The organism is Neisseria sp., from assembly GCF_041804105.1.
Taxonomy (GTDB): Bacteria; Pseudomonadota; Gammaproteobacteria; order Burkholderiales; family Neisseriaceae; genus Neisseria.
In genome coordinates this window covers 1-18,052 of sequence record NZ_JBHCJY010000022.1, presented here as the reverse complement: position 1 = coordinate 18,052, position 18,052 = coordinate 1, and the positions used below count along the sequence as shown (strand labels likewise).

Below are 18,052 nucleotides of genomic sequence, written 5' to 3'. Positions count from 1 at the left end.
GGCGACGGGAGATACTGTAAACAATAAAGGCCGTCTGAAAATCGCGGATGGTTCGCGGGTTTTGTACGGTTACGCCGCTTGGGGCGGCTAACCGTACCTACTTTTCAGACGGCCTTTGACGATGGGACGGGGTTATGCTTCGGGGTAGTAGGTACGGCTAGCCGCTCGCAGCGGCGTAACCGTACGCAAGGGCGACGGGAGATACTGTAAACAATAAAGGCCGTCTGAAAATCGCGGATGGTTCGCGGGTTTTGTACGGTTACGCCGCTTGGGGCGGCTAACCGTACCTACTTTTCAGACGGCCTTTGATGATGGGACGTGGTTATACGTTCAGCAGGTTTTCGTCCAGTGTTAAATCTTCGTTTTTGTTAACGGCGATTTTGCGCTCGATAACGTTGCGGGCGATTTGCTGTGCTTCGGCGAGCGAGTGCATTTTGTAGGTGCCGCATTGGTATTCGTTCAGCTCGGGGATTTTGCTTTGGTCTTGTACGTTGAGTACGTCCTGCATGGCGGCGAGCCATGCTTGGGCGACTTGGCTTTCAGACGGCGTGCCGATCAGGCTCATGTAGAAACCGGTGCGGCAGCCCATGGGGGAGATGTCGATGATTTCGACATCCGCGCTGTTCAGGTGGTCGCGCATGAATCCGGCAAACAGGTGTTCGAGCGTGTGGATGCCTTTTTCGGGCAGGATTTCTTTGTTTGGGATGCTGAAACGCAGGTCGAACACGGTAATCACGTCGCCTTTGGGGGTGTTCATGGTTTTGGCAACGCGCACGGCGGGGGCGTGCATACGGGTGTGGTCGACTTTGAAGCTGTCTAACAGGGGCATGGTGTTTCCTTTTCTATGGATTGGGGGCGGGAGGCCGTCTGAACATAATTGGCGGTGGCGTTCGGTTACGCCGCTGCGGCGGCTAACCGTACCTACCTATACTGCACATACTTGGTGTGGCGGGTGGGACGGTGCGTTGATTATGCCGTGCCGCAATGTTTTTTCAGACGGCCTCTACGGTTACGGTTTCGCCGCTGGCGGCGGTCAGGGCTTGGTTCAATACGGCGAAAAATTCGCTGCCGTCGCGGGTGGCGAGCCAGCGGCCGTTTTGTTCGGAAAAATGGTAGCCGCCGCTTTTGGCGGCAATCCATAATTCCTGATTGGGGGTGTGGCGGTTGACGATAATCTGCGTGCCGTCATCGGCCTCGATGGTAAGCACGTTGCCGGAGATTTGGCAGTCGAAATCCCAACCGCCTTCGTCGATTTGGTCTTCGATGTGGGCAAACAGGCGGTCGGTGTGCTGTAAAAATTCGCTTTCGTTCATGGCGCAGGCGGGGGAAATTGTTTAAGATACCGAATCTTGCCACATCCGCGCGCCCGGATAAAGGCTTTTCAGGCCGTCTGAAAACGGCAGGCTTGCCGAAATGCCAGTTTGCCCTGTGAAAAACGGCGGCTTCTCCCGACCCTATACTATATATAAAGCATAACGAGTCTATATGATGAAATCCACCGTATTCCTGCTTGCAGCAGCGTTTGTTTTGAGCGGCTGCGGCTTCAAAGGCGATTTGTACCTGCCTAAAGAAGGCGACAACGCGCGCTTCGGCGTGATTCAAACCGGCATCGGTTTGGACAATTCCGCGCCCGCCCCCAAACAACCTACCCCTGCGAAACAGCCATGAACCTATCCTGCGAACAAGTCCCCTACTCCCGCCTTGCCGAAGAGTTCGGCACGCCTTTGTATGTGTACAGCCAATCTGCTCTGACCGAAGCGTTCAAAGGCTATACCGACGCTTTTGCCGCGCTCGAACCGCTGGTGTGCTACGCCGTCAAAGCCAACGGCAACCTGAGCATCATCAAGCATTTCGCATCGCTCGGCAGCGGTTTCGACATCGTTTCCGGCGGCGAGTTGGCGCGCGTGCTGGCGGCGGGCGGCGATGCGGGCAAAACGATTTTTTCGGGCGTGGGCAAAAGCGAAGCCGAAATCGAATTCGCACTGAACGCGGGTGTGAAATGCTTCAATATGGAAAGCATCCCCGAAATCGACCGCATTCAGGCCGTGGCCGCACGGCTGGGCAAAACCGCGCCCGTGTCCCTGCGCGTTAACCCCGATGTCGATGCCAAAACCCATCCCTATATTTCCACCGGCCTCAAAGCCAACAAATTCGGTATCGCCTATGCCGACGCGTTCCAAGCCTATCAATATGCGGCGCAGCAGCCCAATCTGAATATCGTCGGCATCGACTGCCACATCGGTTCGCAACTTACCGATTTAAGCCCGCTCATCGAAGCCTGCGAACGCATCCTGCTGCTGGTCGACCGCCTTGCCGAAGCAGGCATCATGCCGGAGCATTTGGACTTGGGCGGCGGCGTCGGCATCGTGTACGACAATGAAAACGTACCCGATTTGAACGCCTACGCCCGAGCCGTACAAAAACTCATCGGCACACGCCGTCTGAAACTCGTGCTGGAACCCGGCCGCAGCCTGGTGGGCAACGCAGGCACGCTGCTGACCCGCGTCGAATTCGTCAAACAGGGCGAAGAAAAAAACTTCGTCATCACCGACGCGGCCATGAACGACCTGATGCGCCCCGCGCTCTACGGCGCATTCCACCGCATCGAAGCCGTCGAACCCACCGGCACCGAACCTTTTACCGCCGACATCGTCGGCCCCGTCTGCGAAACCGGCGACTTTATCGGCAAAGACCGCCGGATTGCCTGCGAAGCGGGCAGCCTGCTCGCCGTGCACAGCGCAGGCGCATACGCCGCCAGCATGGCTTCCAACTACAACGCCCGCAACCGTGCGGCGGAAGTAATGGTCAGCGGCACACAATCCCGCCTGATCCGCCAACGCGAAACATGGGAACAGCAAATGGCCAACGAAACCGCCTGCCTGTAAACCGTTTTCCGCCTGCACGGGAATGGCGGATTGGATGCAGGAGCAATGCGGGCGTGTTGGCAGCGGGACACCCGTTCTCAGTAGGTACGGTTAGCCGCCCCAGCGGCGTAACCGTACACAACGGCAGCAGAAAATGTACAGGAAATATATTGATGCCGTCTGAAAAATTCGGGGGATAAATTCGTACGGTTACGCCGCTGAAGGCGGCTAACCGTACCTACGGAACTAACCGTACCCACAAAAATCGCGAAACAACCCATCACAATCAAAACAAAGGCCGTCTGAAAATAATTTCAGACGGCCTGTGCTTTGTAGAATTCAGACGGCCTATTTTTAGCCAGCGGTTGGGGATATATCGGATTTCAACACACAGAAAAACCCGTCATTCCCGCCCAGGCGGGAATCCGGACGGGCAATGTCCGGAAACGGGGTGCACAAGGCAGAAGCAGAATGTTGCAGCGGTTACAGCAACCCAGCCTCTGGATTCCCGCCTGCGCGGGAATGACAGGTAGGCACAGCAGCCGTAAACAGCCATGCGCTCTCCGCAGACACAATAGCGGGAAGGAATGTAGGTACGGTTAGCCGCCCCAGCGGCGTAACCGTACGCAACGGCGGCAGAAAATGTACAGAAAATATATTGATGCCGTCTGAAAAATTCGGGGGGTAACTTCGTACGGTTACGCCGCTTAAGGCGGCTAACCGTACCTACGGAAACTAACCGTACCCACAAAAAATCACGAAACAACCCATCACAATCAAAACAAAGGCCGTCTGAAAATATTTCAGACGGCCTGTGCTTTGTAGAATTCAGACGGCCTTCATCCTCTTGCGGAACAGCAGCCAATACAGCGCCGTAACAATCAAACCGCCGTTTATCCAGCCGACGAGCACATCCGTCGGATAGTGCACGCCGAGCCAAACGCGCGAAAAGCCCATCAGCAGCATAAACACCAAGCCGAACACCGCGGCAGGCGTGCCGTAGCGCGTGTACCGCAACATCAGCCACAACAGCAGGGCAACGGCAGCAGAAAACGTGCTGTGCCCGCTGGGAAACGATTCCCCGCCCTGCTCGACGATACGCGGCCACAATTCGGGACGCGGCCGGTCGAAAAACGCTTTGGCGGCAGACATCACCAGCGTCGGCAGCAGCGTGCCGAGCACCAGAAAAACCGCATAACCCCGATAACGGCGCGCATAGAGAAACACCGCCGTTACCGCCACCAACGGCACCGCCGTCGAAGGCTTACCCAAGTAATGCAGCAAAACCGCAACAGGTTCGAACCAGCCGCCGACATGGTGGTGCACCCACATCATCAGCGGCCGTTCAAATACAAACCGCTCGCGCGAGTACACGTTTTCCGCAATCCAGCCGACAGCCCCCAGCATCAGCAACACACTGATAAGCAACAGAAAAATCTTCAAATAAGGCGGAGAAAAAGCACGATGGGGAAGCATGGCGGGGCCGTCTGAAAAAAAGAAGCGATATTAACAGCAATCGACTTTGAGAGCCATGCACACCGTATATCCCTTCTACCGATAACTATTGTTGTTAATTTTCGCTAATTATTGTTATTTTCACACTGGAAAAACAGGTAAATAATGCAGCCCAGCTTGCACAACGGGTTTATGATTCTCCCGTAAAAACAAAAAACTGCCGCAAAACGGCACAGCCCGCACGGTGTTGGCGCACCGCACGGATTCCTTACATTACATTGCACACGGAGTTTATTATGTCTATCCTGTTCTTCAACATCATCGCAAGCATCAGCCTTGCTTCCGTCGCCGTTATCGGCGCGATGTGGATCAGCCAACGCGATCTGTAAAACACATCATCACCAAAGGCCGTCTGAAAAAATTTTCAGACGGCCTTTTAACGCACACGGGCAGATTCGGACAACACCGCACGTTCACGAAACTTAACGCCGTTTCAAAACAACGGCATCCCGACCGAACCGCCCCCACACGCTCCACGCCGTCCGCACAACCGTTTCGATGATAAAATAGCCGCGCACCGACACACAGCCCGATGCCATCTGAAACCGCGCCCGTATCGCGGTATCGGAATCATGAAGGATAAAACACAGAATGAACCCCATCAAACAAGCCGCCCTTACCGCCGTTTTCTTTGCCCTATGCCACACCGCCGCCGCTTCAGACGGCCTTGAAGCGTTCAAGCAGAGCAAAAAAGTCATCGTCGACACATCCGCCGCCAAACTGTGTTTCGCCGACAAAGGCGACTGCCACAACGTGCTCATCGGCAAGACCACGCCCAAAGGCCGTTTTGACCTGACCATCTACCGCACCGACTCTCCCGGCTACGGCGGCGACGTCATCGCCTTTAAAGAAGAACCCGACTTCCTCTACGCCCTGCACCGCGTTTGGAACGGCAAACCGTCGGAACGCCGCAACGAACGCATCGCATCAAAAAATGTGGCCGACCGTATCATGACCAACGGCTGCATTAATGTCAGCGATTCCGTCTACGAACGGCTGAAACAGTATTTCGTTTTGGAAGTAGTGTGATTTGGGGTAAAACGATTGCCCGACAGCAAACAGGCCGTCTGAAAAAATTTTCAGACGGCCTTATCATAATGACCGACGAACCGGCCAAACCGCCACGCATGGGCCTTATTGTAATTGGTCTTCTACTAATGAATTTGGCTCCTTACCTGACAACTCACCCAAAAGGACACAACCATGGCAAATAATGACAAAGAAAAAGTTGTTAATATTCTAATTGATACTAATCTAGTAGATTGAATAGTCAAATAAATGGAAATAGTTGCAATGGAGTTTAAAACAGATATTATAATTTATCTATTATTCACCATATTGTACACAGCTATAATAACCCCCCCTTTCACAACTTAAACGGAATTAAATTTGCTACTTTATATTATATTTTGTTTAGTTTTTTATTTTAGATAATTTACATATTACTACTAAAATTAAAAAGAAAGAGATTTCATTTCTTGTCGCTTCCATGTTTAGTTGTATTAGAATTTTATTTCCAAATATTTTATTTTGATATGTTTAATTTTTTAGGAATTTTAGGTATTTTTGAGGTTATTTTATTTAATTACGTCATTCTGTGTTTTTTTATTTTAGATTTAATGCGTTATTTTTTGAGAAGAAAGCTGTAACCCGTATAGTACGCCATCCTTTTCATACAGCCTATCTTGTCAAATGCCGTCTGAAAACCCAGTTCCTTAACAATTTAGCTTTAACCGCATATCTAACCATGCAGACAATCCGTTATGTCTGCATGGTTTGCTTTTTCAGATGGCCTTCTCGACCGCAAAGGCAATCACCTCAAGAGTACAACAGCATCGAATACACCCATGACGCGCTGGGCAACCTCATCTACCGCCAGCTGCCCGACGGCGAAAGCCAATACTTCGTTTACGACACCGAAATTTATGTTCCACCGCTCTCCCAAGGCCGTCTGAAACTGTCGAATCCGACAGCCGTACTTCCATTCTGGTGCTTTGTGCGCTCATGCCCAGTTTTTGGTAAAAGCGCAGGGCATCGGCGTTGTCGTTCCAAACATCGAGGGTCAGGTTATGGCAGCCGTGTCGGCGGGCAAAGGCAAGGGCGAAGTCATAAAGCTGGGTGCCGATGTTTTGCCCGCGGGCGGTTTCGTCTACGCACAAGTCGTCTATAAACAGCGTTTTAAAAGGTTTGAACACGCTGCTTTCTTCGTTTTTCAACTGCAAAAACAGGTGGCCGAGTACGCGGTTTTGTCCGTCGGTGTACACAAAAATCGGGGTATCGTCGTCGGTCATTAAAGAGGTCAGTTCTTCGGCGGAATATGCGCCGCCGTGCGGGCGGAACAAATCGGGGCGGATGCGGTGGTGCAGTTTGAGAATTTGGGCGAGCAGGTGTTGCAGGGCGGGGATGTCGGCGACAGTGGCACGGCGGATGGACATGGCGTTCCTTTCCTTGTTTTCGGATTGTTCGGATGCGGCGGAGGTTTCAGACGGGGTTCGACGGTTCGGTCGTGCCGGAACGGAAATCAGCCGGTCGGCGCAATCGCAGATTGCAGATAGTTTAAAACGAATGTGGTTCGGCCGTCATTCCCACATAGGCAGGAGTCTGTCTTTAAAATCTAGTTGTGTTTGCACAAGGTATGATTGATGCCGTACCGCTCACAGCCATCATTCCCGCGCAGGCGGGAATCCGGACGTTTGAATTTCGGCATCCGTTGGAAAATCTCGGTTTCGGAATCTCCGCACTCCCGTCTGAGCGGAAATGACGGTATCGGCGCATGATTCAAGCACGGTCGACATTTCAGCAATCTTTTTGATTCATTTGCACATATTCATATTAACACTGGATTCCCACCTGCGCGGGAATGACGGCTGTGAAGCGATACCGCACAAATCAACACGCCCTGCAAACACCGCCTTTTCAGTTTACCTGTTATAAACCAGTTACCGTGTTGCTTCTGGCCGTCTGAAATTTTCGGCATTTGTTGCCTGCGTTAAAACAACAGGCCGTCTGAAAACCGCTTTTCGGCTTTTCAGACGGCCTGTTCATTGTGGCGCGTTTATTCCGGCCGCATTTGCGGGAACAGGATCACGTCGCGGATGGTTTGCGAATCGGTGAGCAGCATTACGAGACGGTCGAGGCCGATGCCGCTGCCGCCGGTGGGAGGCAGACCGTATTCCATGGCGCGGATATAGTCGGCATCGTAGTGCATGGCTTCTTCGTCGCCTGCGTCTTTTTGGGCGACTTGGGCTTTGAAGCGCGCGGCTTGGTCTTCGGGGTCGTTCAACTCGGAGTAGCCGTTGGCCAGTTCGCGGCCGACAACGAACAACTCGAAGCGGTCGGTTAAGCCGGGCTTGGTGTCGGAAGCGCGCGCCAGCGGGGAAACTTCGACCGGGTAGTCGATGATAAAGGTCGGGTTCCACAGTTTGCTCTCGGCGCAGCCTTCGAACAGGGCCAGTTGCAGGCTGCCGATGCCGGGCGCGGACGGGATTTTTTCGCCGTGTTTGACAATCTCTTTTTTCAGCCACTCGGCATCGTTGAGCTGCTCGTCGGTGTAGTGCGGGTTGTATTTTTTGATGGCTTCGAGAATGGTCAGCCGCTCGAACGGGCTTTCCAAATCAACCTCTTGTCCGTTGTAAGTGATTTTGGCGCTGCCGCACACTTCTTTGGCGGCGTTGCGGATCACGCCTTCGGTCATTTCCATCATGCGCTCGTAAGTGGAGAACGCTTCGTAGAATTCCATCATGGTGAATTCGGGGTTGTGGCGCACCGACATGCCTTCGTTACGGAAGCTGCGGTTGATTTCAAACACGCGCTCGAAACCGCCGACCACCAAGCGTTTCAGGTAAAGCTCGGGGGCGATGCGCAGGTAAAGCGGCATGTCGAGGGTGTTGTGGTGGGTAACGAACGGCTTGGCCGCCGCGCCGCCGGGAATCGGGTGCATCATCGGCGTTTCGACTTCGAGATACTGCTCGTTTACCATATAGTTGCGCACGGCTTGGATGATGCGGCTGCGTTTGAAAAATACGTCGCGCGATTCGGGGTTGGCAATCAAATCGACGTAACGCTGGCGGTATTTGGTTTCCTGGTCGGCCAAGCCTTTGTGCTTATCGGGCAGCGGACGCAGCGATTTGGTGAGCAAATGCAGCTTGGCGGCGCGCACGGTCAATTCACCGTGGTTGGTTTTGAACAAGGTGCCTTCCACGCCGATGATGTCGCCCAAATCCCAATGTTTGAAGGCATTGTGCGCCTCTTCGCCCACGCCCTGATTGTTCACATACACCTGAATCTGGCCGCTCACGTCTTGCACGGTGGCGAAACTGGCCTTGCCCATGGCGCGTTGCAGCATCATGCGGCCGGCGATTTTGACGGGGATTTCCTGCGGGTCGAGTTCGGCTTTTTCCTGCGCACCGTAGCGGTTCTGCAAATCTCCTGCAAACGCATCGCGCCGGTATTGGTTGGGGAATGCGATACCTTGCCGGCGGATTTCGTTTAACTTTTCACGGCGCAGGGCGATGATTTGGTTTTCGTCGAGCTGCGGTTCGGTTTGGGGATTCTGGTTTTGTTCGCTCATGGCAGTTTCCGGTAAAAAGAAGCAGGCCGGCGGTTGCGGGCGGCCTGTCAGGATAGGGATGAATGCCGCGTATTTTACGCGGTTTTGCACGGGTTTTCCATGCTTTAAGGCCGTCTGAAAACGCCAAAAGTTTTCAGACGGCCTTAACGGAAAAACCTGCTTGGTTTGGCAAGCAGGTTTCTGTATCTGGTGGGTCGTGAAGGATTCGAACCTTCGACCAACGGATTAAAAGTCCGCTGCTCTACCAGCTGAGCTAACGACCCGATAAGCTGCGCATTATAGGCAGGCCGTCCGAACGTGTCAAGCATTTTCATGCGTGCAACAGTATTCCGTAAAAAATTTTTAAAAAGACCGGATGCTTACGCGCTTATGCTATGATTTTTTTCCGCCGGCAATCCGGCTTGTTTGTAAATACGAAAGGACAACAATGAAAAAACTTCTGATTGCTGCAATGATGGTTGCCGGCCTGGCCGCTTGTTCGCAAGAGTCGAAAGACGCTACCAAAAACGCAGCCCAAGCCATCGCTTCCGATGCCAAAGCCGTTGAAAGCCACGCTGCCTCTGCGGTAAGCAACGCCGCCGACAACGCCGCAGCGGCTACCGAAAAAGCCGCTTCCGCCGCTGTTGGCGCGGCAAAAGAAACTGCCGACGATGCGGTTGCCAAGGCAAGGGAAGCTGCCGAAAAAGCGAAAGAGTCAACCAAATAATCCGGCTACTGTTGCAGAAACACCAAGGCCGTCTGAATTTTTTCAGACGGCCTTATTTCTTTTACCAACTCAGATAGAACATCGACTTCGCCAGAAACACAATTCCGAGCATATGTATGAATACGGCGGCATGGATGTATTTCGACCAGGACGCGGTCAGCGTTTTGCGGCGCATCTTGGTAACGGCAATCACGAAATGAACCAAAACGCTGGCCGCGAGCAGCAGTTTGAGCGTGAGCTGGGTGTTGAACGGTGTGGCAAACGGCTGCGAAAGCACCGCTGCGTAACGGTGCAGCATGATCAGACCCGACAGAAACAGGGTAACGACCACGGGCGGCATGATTTTGGTTACACGCGAGGAAACGGCTTTTTCGACTTCGCGTCTGGCTTCGCGCGACACTTTTTTGGTGTGCAAAACCGAGAGCACCAGCCCTTCGAAAAACACGCCACCGACAAAAATAACGGCGCAAAACAGGTGGACGATGTGTGCCGCAGCGTAAATTTGACCCATGACTATGTCTTTCCAATCTTTTCCCAGACTTAAAACGTCTTTACCCGCAACAATATATCATTAAACCACCGCTGCGCCACACCTTGCGCGCAGTTTTGTGTCAACAACCCTATGGGAGATAAACCATGAAATCTATGATCGTGAAAACCGTTGCCCTGCTGGCCGTTGCCGGCTCTCTGACCGCCTGCGAAAGCATGACCCGCACCCAGCGCAATGCTGCCATCGGTGCAGGCATCGGCGGCTTGGCCGGCCACGCCATCGGCGGCAACACCGGTTCTACTTTGGGCGGCGCTGCTTTAGGCGGCGTTATCGGCAGCCAGATCCGCCGCTGATTCCGCTTGACCGGTTCAGGCCGTCTGAAACGCATCCGCCGTTTCAGACGGCCTTTTTATCCGGCTGCGGGCGGGTCGGGCAAATTCAAATTAAGGAAAAGAACGGAACGGACATACCGTTGCCCGATTGCTTGCGGCGCGGAGAAAGGACAAGGCCGTCTGAAATGTTTTCAGACGGCCTTGCTGCGTAAATACCGAACCTGACTGCCTGCGCTCTGCCGTACCGTCGGTTTGTCTGCCGTTTCAGACGGCCTGCGGATTTCTTCCCTAAACCACCAATCCGCTATACAATGAAACCGTTTTGGCAGGAAGTTTCATGATTTCGGCAAATAAAAAGCATGATTTTCAAATTTCCGCCACCGGCAATCAATAAAACGCCAAAAAATCCTGTTTTTTGAAATATCGCACCCCCCTTAAAGGAGTGGAAGGATGAAACACTGTATCGCCACCGTATCATTGAGCGGAACGCTGCCTGAAAAGCTGGCCGCCATCGCTGCCGCGGGTTTTCACGGCGTGGAAATTTTTGAAAACGACCTGCTGTATTTCAACGGTTCGCCGTCGGACATCCGCAAAATGTGCGAAGACCACGAGCTGGAAATCATGCTGTTCCAGCCGTTCCGCGATTTTGAAGGCGGGGCGCGCGACAGGCTGACCCACCAGCTCAACCGTGCCGAGCGCAAATTCGAGCTGATGGCCGAACTGGGTACCGACCGCCTGCTGGTGTGCAGCAGCGTCCAGCCCGACACTTCCACCGACGATGCGCTGATTACCGACGATTTGCACCGTTTGGCCGAAGTCGCGGCCAAACACGGCATGCGGGTGGGCTATGAAGCGCTGGCCTGGGGGCGGCACGTTTCGTCTTACCGCCACGCATGGCGGCTGGTTCAGACGGCCGACCATCCGAACCTCGGCATCATCCTCGACAGTTTCCACACCCTTTCCATCAACGACGATTTGTCGGATCTGGGCAGCATTCCGCCCGAAAAAATCGTCTTCATCCAGCTTGCCGACGCACCGCGCATGAAAATGGACGTGCTCGAATGGAGCCGCCATTACCGCAATTTTCCGGGACAGGGCGAACTGGACGTGGCCGGTTTTCTTGCCCCCGTTATCGCAGGCGGCTATCAGGGGCCGCTGTCTCTGGAAGTGTTCAACGACAAATTCCGCGCCGCACCCGGCTTCCACACCACTTCCGATGCCCGCCGTTCGCTGCTTTATCTGGAAGAACAGGTGGCCCTGAAGCTCGAAGCCGAAGGCATTGCCCCGCAGGCCGCGCTGTTCCGCCCCGAAGCACCCACCGTGTTCAACGGCACCGAGTTTCTCGAATTCGCCTCCGGCGGCGAAAACGCCCAACGGCTGGGCAATGTGCTGACACAGTTCGGCTTCCAGAAAACCGGCATCCACAAAAGCAAAAACGTCGCCCTCTACCAGCAGGGCGGCATCAACCTGATTATCGACGCCGAACCCGATTCGCTGGCCGCCGCCTTTTTCGCCCAGCACGGCACGGGCGTATGCGCCGCCGCCTACAATGTCGGCAACGCCGAACAAATCTACCGCCGCGCCGTCGATTACGGCAGCATCATGTACGAAGGCCGCGTCGGGCCGAACGAAAAACACATCCACGCCATCCGTTCGCCCAACGGCGGTTTGCAGTATTTCGTGGACGGCGACATCTACCACACCGATTTCCACGTTTCCAAATTCCAAGGCAAGCCCTATCTGAGCCGCATCGACCACAGCGCGTTCGGCATTCCCAGCGACACCATCGACACATGGACGCTGCATTTCCGCGCCCTGTTCGGTTTCGAAACCGATACCGACCAAACCCTCGCCGACCCCTACGGCCTGATTAAAAGCCGCGTCGTACACAGTCCCGAAGGCGGCGTGCGCCTGCCGCTGAACGTATCGGACAACCCCAACACCATGCTTTCGCGCTCCATCAGCAACTACAAAGGTTCGGGTCTGCAACACGTTGCCTTCGCCACCGAAGACATCTTCACCGCCGTCCGCTTCCTGCGCGGCAACGGTGCGCAGCTGCTCGACATCCCGCAAAACTATTACGACGACCTGCAAGCCCGTTTCGGCCTTGACGACGCGTTCACCGCCAAACTGCGCGAACATCATCTGCTTTACGATGCCGACGGACACGGCGGCGAGTTTTTCCACGTCTATTCCCAGCCCGTCGAAAACCGCTTCTTCTTCGAAGTCGTCGAACGGCGCGGCGGCTACGACCAATACGGCGCGGCCAACGCCCCCGTGCGGCTGATGGCGCAGGATTTGTATTGGAAACGCCGTCAGGAAGCATCAGGCAAAGAATAACCGTTTGATTTGAAAGTCTTGCCGACAAAGGCCGTCTGAAAAAGTTTTTTTCAGACGGCCTTTGTCCGATTGCAGGGTTATCGCGGACGGGCTGATTAAAGTGATGCGTCAACGTGCAAAGTGATTCACGCCCTGCCCCGTCATTGTTCCCGTCATGCCCGCGCAGGCGGGAATCCAGCTTTGGCATTCACAATTGCTTGTTTAATATAAAAATACCGGATTCCAAACATGGATTCCCACCTGCACGGAATGGCTGAAAACGATACCGCACCCATCAACGATCCGCAGACAAAGCAGCCACACGGGGAAACAGACTGCCATACCGAAAGAAACGGGAAAGCCGCCGACCGATACGCCCCATCCCGCAAGCCCTTGCAAGCAATTCTTTCGCTTTGTCAATAATCTGCTAGAATCGCCCCTTTATTTCCAACGCTTCCTGTTGTTTTTCCGCTGCGCCGGCAAGGAAAACAGGATGCCGTCTGAAAAAAGTCTAATGATTCAGGAGATACGGAACATGACTGAAACCATCCACCAATGGGTAACCGACATCAACACCCCGCTCTGGCAGATATTAATCTGGCTGCTGCTGGGCGTGGGGCTGTTTTTCACGCTGGCAACGGGGTTTGTGCAGTTGCGGCTGTTCGGGCGCAGCATCAAAGAGATGCTCGGCGGCCGCACGAAAGGCGACGACCCGCACGGGATTACGCCGTTTCAGGCGTTTGCCACGGGGCTGGCCAGCCGTGTGGGTGTGGGCAATATCGCCGGCGTGGCGATTGCGATTGCGCTGGGCGGCCCGGGTGCGGTGTTTTGGATGTGGGTAACGGCCCTAATCGGTATGAGTTCGGCCTTTGCGGAATCTTCGCTGGCACAGCTTTTTAAAATCCGCGACCACAAAAACGGCCATTTCCGCGGCGGCCCCGCTTATTACATCACGCGGGGCATGGGGCAGAAATGGCTGGCCGTGCTGTTTTCGCTGAGCCTGATTTTCTGTTTCGGGCTGGTGTATGAATCCGTGCAGGCCAATTCGGTGGTGGTGGCAACGGAAACCGCATGGGGCTTGAACAAACATGCGGTCGGCGTTGCTTTGGTCATCTTTACCGCACCGATTATTTTCGGCGGTATCAAGCGCGTGGCGCACGTGGCCGAAATGCTGGTGCCGCTGATGGCGGGCGTTTATCTGCTGATGACGCTGTATGTGATGGCGGTCAATATCGCCGAAGTCCCGCGCGTGTTTTCGCTGATTATCGGCAACGCATTTGATTTTTCCGCTGCCGGCGGCGGTGCGGCCGGTGCGGTAACGGCGGCGATGATGAACGGCATCAAGCGCGGCCTGTATTCCAACGAAGCGGGTCAGGGTTCCGCCCCGAACGCGGCCGCGGCCGCCGATGTGAAACATCCCGTGTCGCAGGGCATGATTCAGATGCTGGGCGTGTTCGTCGATACGATGATTGTGTGTTCGTGCACCGCGTTTATGGTATTGCTTTCGGGGGTTACGCCGTCTGAAACGCTCACCGGCGTGCAGCTTACCCAAGCCGCGCTGGTGGAGCACGTCGGCGCATGGGGCGCGGACTTTCTGGCGGTAACGCTGCTGCTGTTTGCGTTCACCACCGTCATCGGCAACTATGCCTATGCGGAATCCAACGTGCGCTTTATCGCCAACCATTGGATGGTGATTACCGTGTTCCGCATGGCCGTGCTGGGCATGGTGTATTTCGGCGCGGTGGCCAAAGTGCCGCTGGTGTGGGACATGGCCGATTTGGCGATGGGCACGATGGCGCTGATCAACCTGATTGCCATCGTGATTCTCAGCCCGCTGGTGTTCCTGCTGCTGAAAGACTACAACGCCAAGCTGAAAATGGGCAAAGAGCCGGAATTCAAACTCTCCGAGCATCCCGGTTTGAAACGCAAAATCAAATCGGATATTTGGTAAGGCATCGGTTTCAACCCCACAGGCCGTCTGAAAACAGTTTCAGACGGCCTGTCTGTTTTTCGGCAGCAGAAACAGCCGCTTCACACCGCCCCGCATTCCGCCGAACCGCCGCCCCTGCCCCAGACATCCGCCTTGCTTTCCCCACACAAATCCCTATACTTGAAAGCCGCCTGAACACCGCATTCCCCCGACCATGACCCCGCAAGAACTGCAACATTTCCTGCACACCCACATTCCCGCCACCGCCGCTTTGCAGCTCGAAGTTACCGCCTGCAACGGCGGCAGCGTCGGCATGAACATGCCGCACGCGCCCAACCGCAACCACAAAAACACTGTCTTCGGCGGCAGCATCAGCCTTGCCGCCACCACCTGCGGCTGGGCGGCCGCGCACCTGCTCTGCCCCGAAGCGCAGGGCAACATCGTGATTCAGGAAAGCCGTTTCCGCTACCTGCAACCCGCCCTGAACGGCCTGCAACTGACCGCCGAAACGCCCTCCGAAGAAGAAACCGCAGCGTTCCGAACCATGCTGGCCGAAACGGGCAAAGGCAAAATCAGCCTGAAAGTGAACGTGTTTTCAGACGGCCTGCCCGTAGCCGTGATGCAGGGACGGTATGTGGCATTGGCCGCAAAAGATTGAAGCCGCCCGAACGGAAAAAATCCGGTTCCGCAACGCGCGTCCCAACCGCCCTACCCCGCCGTCGTTTTCCAAACGGATTCCGGCAGCCAGAACCGGCCCGTCCGACATTTCGGCATACGGCTTGCCCGTCCGCTCCGCAGCCAAGTGCACAGCGGCCATGCCTGTTCAGGCCGTCTGAAAATCTGCTTCCCCTCTCAGCACCCAAACAATCAAACCATCCGGCCTTTTTTCAGACGGCCCTGCATCACGGCGGGCAAACGCCGAAAGAAACAGACCGCTGCAATACACCGATGACACCGAATGCCGCTCTTCCCATACAAACGGGAACAGGGTTCACATCCGCAAAAAACCGCTTGGGCTTTAAAACGGATTCCCACCCGCGAAACGGCATCTGCGCAGCCGACGCACGATTCGGATACAGCCTTTATAATTCCCCCGTTTCCACCACCATTTCATCCGCCATGATTTTCAAATACTGGCTTGCCGCCGCACGGATACGGACGCTGCCTCTGGCCGCGGCCACCGTGCTGGCGGGCTGTCTTTCGGCACGCCTGCAAGGCAGCGGCAGCGTTGCGGTTACGGCTTTATGTGTGCTGACCGCGGTACTGCTGCAAATATTCGCCAATCTCGCCAACGATTACGGCGACGCGGCCAACGGTGCCGACCGGCACCGCAACGGCGCACCGCCGCGCATGGTCGGCAGCGGACGGATTGCGCCGTCGGCCATGAAACACGCGCTGCGGGCAACCGCCCTGTTGTGCTGCCTGTCGGGAATTTCGCTGTTGGCGGTAGCGCTGCCCGCCGTCGGTGCGGCCGGTTGGCGGAGCTGGTTGTTGTGGCTGCTGCTCGGCGCAGCCGCGGTGGCGGCGGCATTCTGCTACACGGCAGGCCGCAAACCCTACGGCTATGCGGGTTTCGGCGATTTGGCGGTGTTCGTGTTTTTCGGTTTGATCGCCGTGGCAGGCAGCGAATTCCTGCATACGGGCCGTCTGAATCCCCTCACCTTCCTGCCCGCTTCGGCGATGGGGCTGTGGTGCTGCATGGTGCTGAACCTGAACAATATGCGCGACATCGACGGCGATGCGGCGGCCGGCAAAAACACCGTGGCGGTACGGCTGGGGCTGCGCGGCGCAAAGGTTTACCATACGCTCGCCGCCGTCGGTGCGGCTTTGTGCTGGTGGCTGTGGCTGGATAACGCCGCCCTGTTTTCAGACGGCCCTGCCGCACCGTTGAGCCGGATTTTTCTGGCCGCCGCCACCCTTGCACACTTGTACGCCCTGAAAACGGCCACATCTTCCGCCGCGTTGGACAGACTGCTGCCGCGCTGGAGCATCACGGTGCTGCTGTGGACGGGGCTGCTTTGGGCGGCACATCTCGCCCTTTGACCGCCGCAACCGGCGGCGCGGCACAACCGTTTGTAATATTGTCTGCCCAAAACCTTGATTTGCTGATAGAATCGGCTTTCCATTCATTTCCAAACAACACACTCTCAGGAGCAAACGCCATGCAAAACGACGTTTACGACTATACCTCATCCGGTGCCGTGCCCGCCGAAACGGTGCTGCGCAAAACCTACGGCCTGCTCGGCCTGTCATTCATCCCCGCCGCAGCCGGTGCTTTCGTCGGTTCGCAGATGGGCTTCAGCCTGATGTCCGCCTTCGGCAACCGCTGGATTGCCTTCGGCGTGGTGCTGGCGTTTTTCTACGGCATGATCTACATCATTGAGAAAAACCGCTATACCAACGTCGGCGCCACCCTGCTGATGGTCTTCACCTTCGGCATGGGCCTGCTCATCAGCCCGCTGCTTACCCACGCACTGGGCGTGGCCAACGGTGCGCAGATCGTCGGCACCGCTGCCGTCATGACCGCCGCCGTCTTCTTCGTGATGTCGGCCATGGCCCGCCGCGCCAACGTCAACACCCATGCGCTCGGCCGCTTCCTGACCGTGGGCGTGGTCGTGCTGATGGTAGGTGTTGTCGCCAACATATTCTTCCAACTGCCCGCCCTGCATCTGGCACTCTGCGCAGGCTTCGTCATCTTCAGCTCGCTGATGATTATGTGGCAGGTGCGCACCGTAATCGACGGCGGCGAAGACAGCCACATCAGCGCCGCGCTGACCATCTTCATCTCGCTCTACAACATCTTCAGCAGCCTGTTGCAGATTCTGTTGTCGTTCAACAGCGACGATTGATGCGGCAGCCCCGCAATACGGTAAAGGCCGTCTGAAACGTTTTTCAGACGGCCTTTTTCATACCATACCGTTTTACCGCGTGCCCGTGCCGTTTGCCGACAACCGGCCATTCGGAACGGCAATTGCAAACACGGCCAGGCAATACACCGCAACCGTATGCAACGCTTTCAGACGGCCTTACGGCGTGCCTGCGGCCACAAACGCTTTTACATCAGCCAATCCGTTTTTTTCAGACGGCATCCGTGTTCCCGCCGCACCTGCTTTACACCACTTGCAGCGGGGCTGCCGTATCCCGGGCCGCAACCGTTTTCCCGCTCACCAACCGCACGTTTTCCACTTTATAGCAAATAAACTTATTTATCGATACACACCTGAAACAGCCAATCCACATCCGTAATTCGCAGCCGATTCCTAACACCTTTAATCCAAGCCCACTTTTTCTCTATCTGATTCAGATCGGGGCTATAAGGTGGAAGC

General features: G+C 55.5%; 17 protein-coding genes and 1 tRNA gene. 11 read left to right on the top strand and 7 right to left on the bottom strand.

Translation table 11 applies throughout. The annotated features are described in order from the left end of the window. Window positions 1-322 precede the first annotated feature (322 nt). Together luxS and cyaY are read right to left on the bottom strand one after the other, a co-directional pair. Window positions 323-829, bottom strand: coding sequence for an S-ribosylhomocysteine lyase (gene luxS, locus ACEYDX_RS02300; RefSeq protein ID WP_373740426.1), 507 nt, complete (start codon window positions 827-829; stop codon window positions 323-325). 163 nt (window positions 830-992) lie between these two features. After that, the gene (cyaY, locus tag ACEYDX_RS02295; protein WP_373740425.1) at window positions 993-1,313 is read right to left on the bottom strand and encodes an iron donor protein CyaY; all 321 of its coding nucleotides are present in this window, start codon (window positions 1,311-1,313) and stop codon (window positions 993-995) included. 175 nt (window positions 1,314-1,488) lie between these two features. On the opposite strand from cyaY, the gene ACEYDX_RS02290 reads away from it, so the two are divergent. Next, window positions 1,489-1,668, top strand: coding sequence for a lipoprotein (locus ACEYDX_RS02290; protein WP_373740427.1), 180 nt, complete (start codon window positions 1,489-1,491; stop codon window positions 1,666-1,668). Next, window positions 1,665-2,885: a diaminopimelate decarboxylase gene (gene lysA / locus ACEYDX_RS02285; RefSeq protein ID WP_373740424.1), complete on the top strand. Its 1,221-nt coding sequence runs from the start codon at window positions 1,665-1,667 to the stop codon at window positions 2,883-2,885. Before ACEYDX_RS02290 ends, lysA begins: the two co-directional genes overlap by 4 nt. Before the next feature lie 807 nt (window positions 2,886-3,692). On the opposite strand, the gene ACEYDX_RS02280 is transcribed toward lysA, so the two are convergent. Further along, on the bottom strand, window positions 3,693-4,340 hold the full coding sequence (locus tag ACEYDX_RS02280) for a phosphatase PAP2 family protein (protein ID WP_373740423.1): 648 nt from the start codon (window positions 4,338-4,340) through the stop codon (window positions 3,693-3,695). A gap of 630 nt (window positions 4,341-4,970) precedes the next feature. Between ACEYDX_RS02280 and ACEYDX_RS02275 the strand changes: the two genes are divergently transcribed. Further along, window positions 4,971-5,408: a murein L,D-transpeptidase gene (locus ACEYDX_RS02275; RefSeq protein ID WP_373740422.1), complete on the top strand. Its 438-nt coding sequence runs from the start codon at window positions 4,971-4,973 to the stop codon at window positions 5,406-5,408. Between the two features lie 836 nt (window positions 5,409-6,244). On the opposite strand, the gene ACEYDX_RS02270 is transcribed toward ACEYDX_RS02275, so the two are convergent. Together ACEYDX_RS02270 and lysS are read right to left on the bottom strand one after the other, a co-directional pair. Further along, window positions 6,245-6,814, bottom strand: a complete 570-nt coding sequence (locus tag ACEYDX_RS02270; RefSeq protein ID WP_373740421.1) for an N-acetyltransferase family protein — start codon at window positions 6,812-6,814, stop codon at window positions 6,245-6,247. A gap of 620 nt (window positions 6,815-7,434) precedes the next feature. After that, the gene (lysS, locus tag ACEYDX_RS02265; protein WP_373740420.1) at window positions 7,435-8,949 is read right to left on the bottom strand and encodes a lysine--tRNA ligase; all 1,515 of its coding nucleotides are present in this window, start codon (window positions 8,947-8,949) and stop codon (window positions 7,435-7,437) included. Window positions 8,950-9,011: 62 nt separating this feature from the next. On the opposite strand from lysS, the gene ACEYDX_RS02260 reads away from it, so the two are divergent. After that, on the top strand, window positions 9,012-9,149 hold the full coding sequence (locus ACEYDX_RS02260; protein ID WP_373740419.1) for a hypothetical protein: 138 nt from the start codon (window positions 9,012-9,014) through the stop codon (window positions 9,147-9,149). On the opposite strand, the gene ACEYDX_RS02255 is transcribed toward ACEYDX_RS02260, so the two are convergent. Then, window positions 9,137-9,212: transfer RNA gene (locus ACEYDX_RS02255), tRNA-Lys, on the bottom strand. The two genes, ACEYDX_RS02260 and ACEYDX_RS02255, sit on opposite strands and share 13 nt — an antisense overlap. Window positions 9,213-9,376: 164 nt before the next feature. On the opposite strand from ACEYDX_RS02255, the gene ACEYDX_RS02250 reads away from it, so the two are divergent. Beyond that, a complete protein-coding gene (locus tag ACEYDX_RS02250) occupies window positions 9,377-9,655 on the top strand; it encodes a hypothetical protein (RefSeq protein WP_373740418.1) in 279 nt (92 codons plus the stop codon). 61 nt (window positions 9,656-9,716) lie between these two features. Here ACEYDX_RS02250 and ACEYDX_RS02245 read toward each other — a convergent pair whose 3' ends face one another. Then, window positions 9,717-10,166, bottom strand: a complete 450-nt coding sequence (locus ACEYDX_RS02245; protein WP_373740417.1) for a CopD family copper resistance protein — start codon at window positions 10,164-10,166, stop codon at window positions 9,717-9,719. 125 nt (window positions 10,167-10,291) lie between these two features. Here ACEYDX_RS02245 and ACEYDX_RS02240 point away from each other — a divergent pair, with 125 nt between their 5' ends. From ACEYDX_RS02240 to ACEYDX_RS02215, 6 genes are all read left to right on the top strand, one after another. Further along, window positions 10,292-10,498 carry a glycine zipper 2TM domain-containing protein gene (locus ACEYDX_RS02240; protein ID WP_373740416.1) on the top strand — a complete coding sequence of 69 codons (207 nt, stop codon included), beginning with the start codon at window positions 10,292-10,294 and terminating at the stop codon, window positions 10,496-10,498. Window positions 10,499-10,927: 429 nt separating this feature from the next. Then, the gene (locus tag ACEYDX_RS02235; protein ID WP_373740415.1) at window positions 10,928-12,817 is read left to right on the top strand and encodes a bifunctional sugar phosphate isomerase/epimerase/4-hydroxyphenylpyruvate dioxygenase family protein; all 1,890 of its coding nucleotides are present in this window, start codon (window positions 10,928-10,930) and stop codon (window positions 12,815-12,817) included. A gap of 514 nt (window positions 12,818-13,331) precedes the next feature. Further along, on the top strand, window positions 13,332-14,747 hold the full coding sequence (locus tag ACEYDX_RS02230) for an alanine/glycine:cation symporter family protein (RefSeq protein ID WP_373740414.1): 1,416 nt from the start codon (window positions 13,332-13,334) through the stop codon (window positions 14,745-14,747). Window positions 14,748-14,940: 193 nt separating this feature from the next. Continuing rightward, a complete protein-coding gene (locus ACEYDX_RS02225) occupies window positions 14,941-15,384 on the top strand; it encodes a YiiD C-terminal domain-containing protein (protein WP_373740413.1) in 444 nt (147 codons plus the stop codon). Window positions 15,385-15,737: 353 nt separating this feature from the next. Beyond that, complete coding sequence (gene menA / locus ACEYDX_RS02220) at window positions 15,738-16,769, top strand: 1,4-dihydroxy-2-naphthoate octaprenyltransferase (RefSeq protein WP_373740412.1); 1,032 nt, start codon at window positions 15,738-15,740, stop codon at window positions 16,767-16,769. A 119-nt stretch (window positions 16,770-16,888) separates the two neighbouring features. Then, entirely contained in the window at window positions 16,889-17,575 is a 687-nt protein-coding gene (locus tag ACEYDX_RS02215; protein ID WP_373740411.1) for a Bax inhibitor-1 family protein, read from the top strand. Window positions 17,576-18,052: the final 477 nt, after the last annotated feature.

Coding starts and splice junctions, on each gene's coding strand:
- ACEYDX_RS02275 (WP_373740422.1), top strand. CDS start 4,971: ATGAACCCCATCAAACAAGCCGCCCTTACCGCCGTTTTCTTTGCCCTA.
- ACEYDX_RS02290 (WP_373740427.1), top strand. CDS start 1,489: ATGAAATCCACCGTATTCCTGCTTGCAGCAGCGTTTGTTTTGAGCGGC.
- ACEYDX_RS02225 (WP_373740413.1), top strand. CDS start 14,941: ATGACCCCGCAAGAACTGCAACATTTCCTGCACACCCACATTCCCGCC.
- ACEYDX_RS02230 (WP_373740414.1), top strand. CDS start 13,332: ATGACTGAAACCATCCACCAATGGGTAACCGACATCAACACCCCGCTC.
- ACEYDX_RS02280 (WP_373740423.1), bottom strand. CDS start 4,340: ATGCTTCCCCATCGTGCTTTTTCTCCGCCTTATTTGAAGATTTTTCTG.
- cyaY (WP_373740425.1), bottom strand. CDS start 1,313: ATGAACGAAAGCGAATTTTTACAGCACACCGACCGCCTGTTTGCCCAC.
- ACEYDX_RS02250 (WP_373740418.1), top strand. CDS start 9,377: ATGAAAAAACTTCTGATTGCTGCAATGATGGTTGCCGGCCTGGCCGCT.
- luxS (WP_373740426.1), bottom strand. CDS start 829: ATGCCCCTGTTAGACAGCTTCAAAGTCGACCACACCCGTATGCACGCC.
- lysA (WP_373740424.1), top strand. CDS start 1,665: ATGAACCTATCCTGCGAACAAGTCCCCTACTCCCGCCTTGCCGAAGAG.
- ACEYDX_RS02270 (WP_373740421.1), bottom strand. CDS start 6,814: ATGTCCATCCGCCGTGCCACTGTCGCCGACATCCCCGCCCTGCAACAC.
- ACEYDX_RS02235 (WP_373740415.1), top strand. CDS start 10,928: ATGAAACACTGTATCGCCACCGTATCATTGAGCGGAACGCTGCCTGAA.
- lysS (WP_373740420.1), bottom strand. CDS start 8,949: ATGAGCGAACAAAACCAGAATCCCCAAACCGAACCGCAGCTCGACGAA.
- ACEYDX_RS02215 (WP_373740411.1), top strand. CDS start 16,889: ATGCAAAACGACGTTTACGACTATACCTCATCCGGTGCCGTGCCCGCC.
- ACEYDX_RS02245 (WP_373740417.1), bottom strand. CDS start 10,166: ATGGGTCAAATTTACGCTGCGGCACACATCGTCCACCTGTTTTGCGCC.
- ACEYDX_RS02240 (WP_373740416.1), top strand. CDS start 10,292: ATGAAATCTATGATCGTGAAAACCGTTGCCCTGCTGGCCGTTGCCGGC.
- ACEYDX_RS02260 (WP_373740419.1), top strand. CDS start 9,012: ATGCCGCGTATTTTACGCGGTTTTGCACGGGTTTTCCATGCTTTAAGG.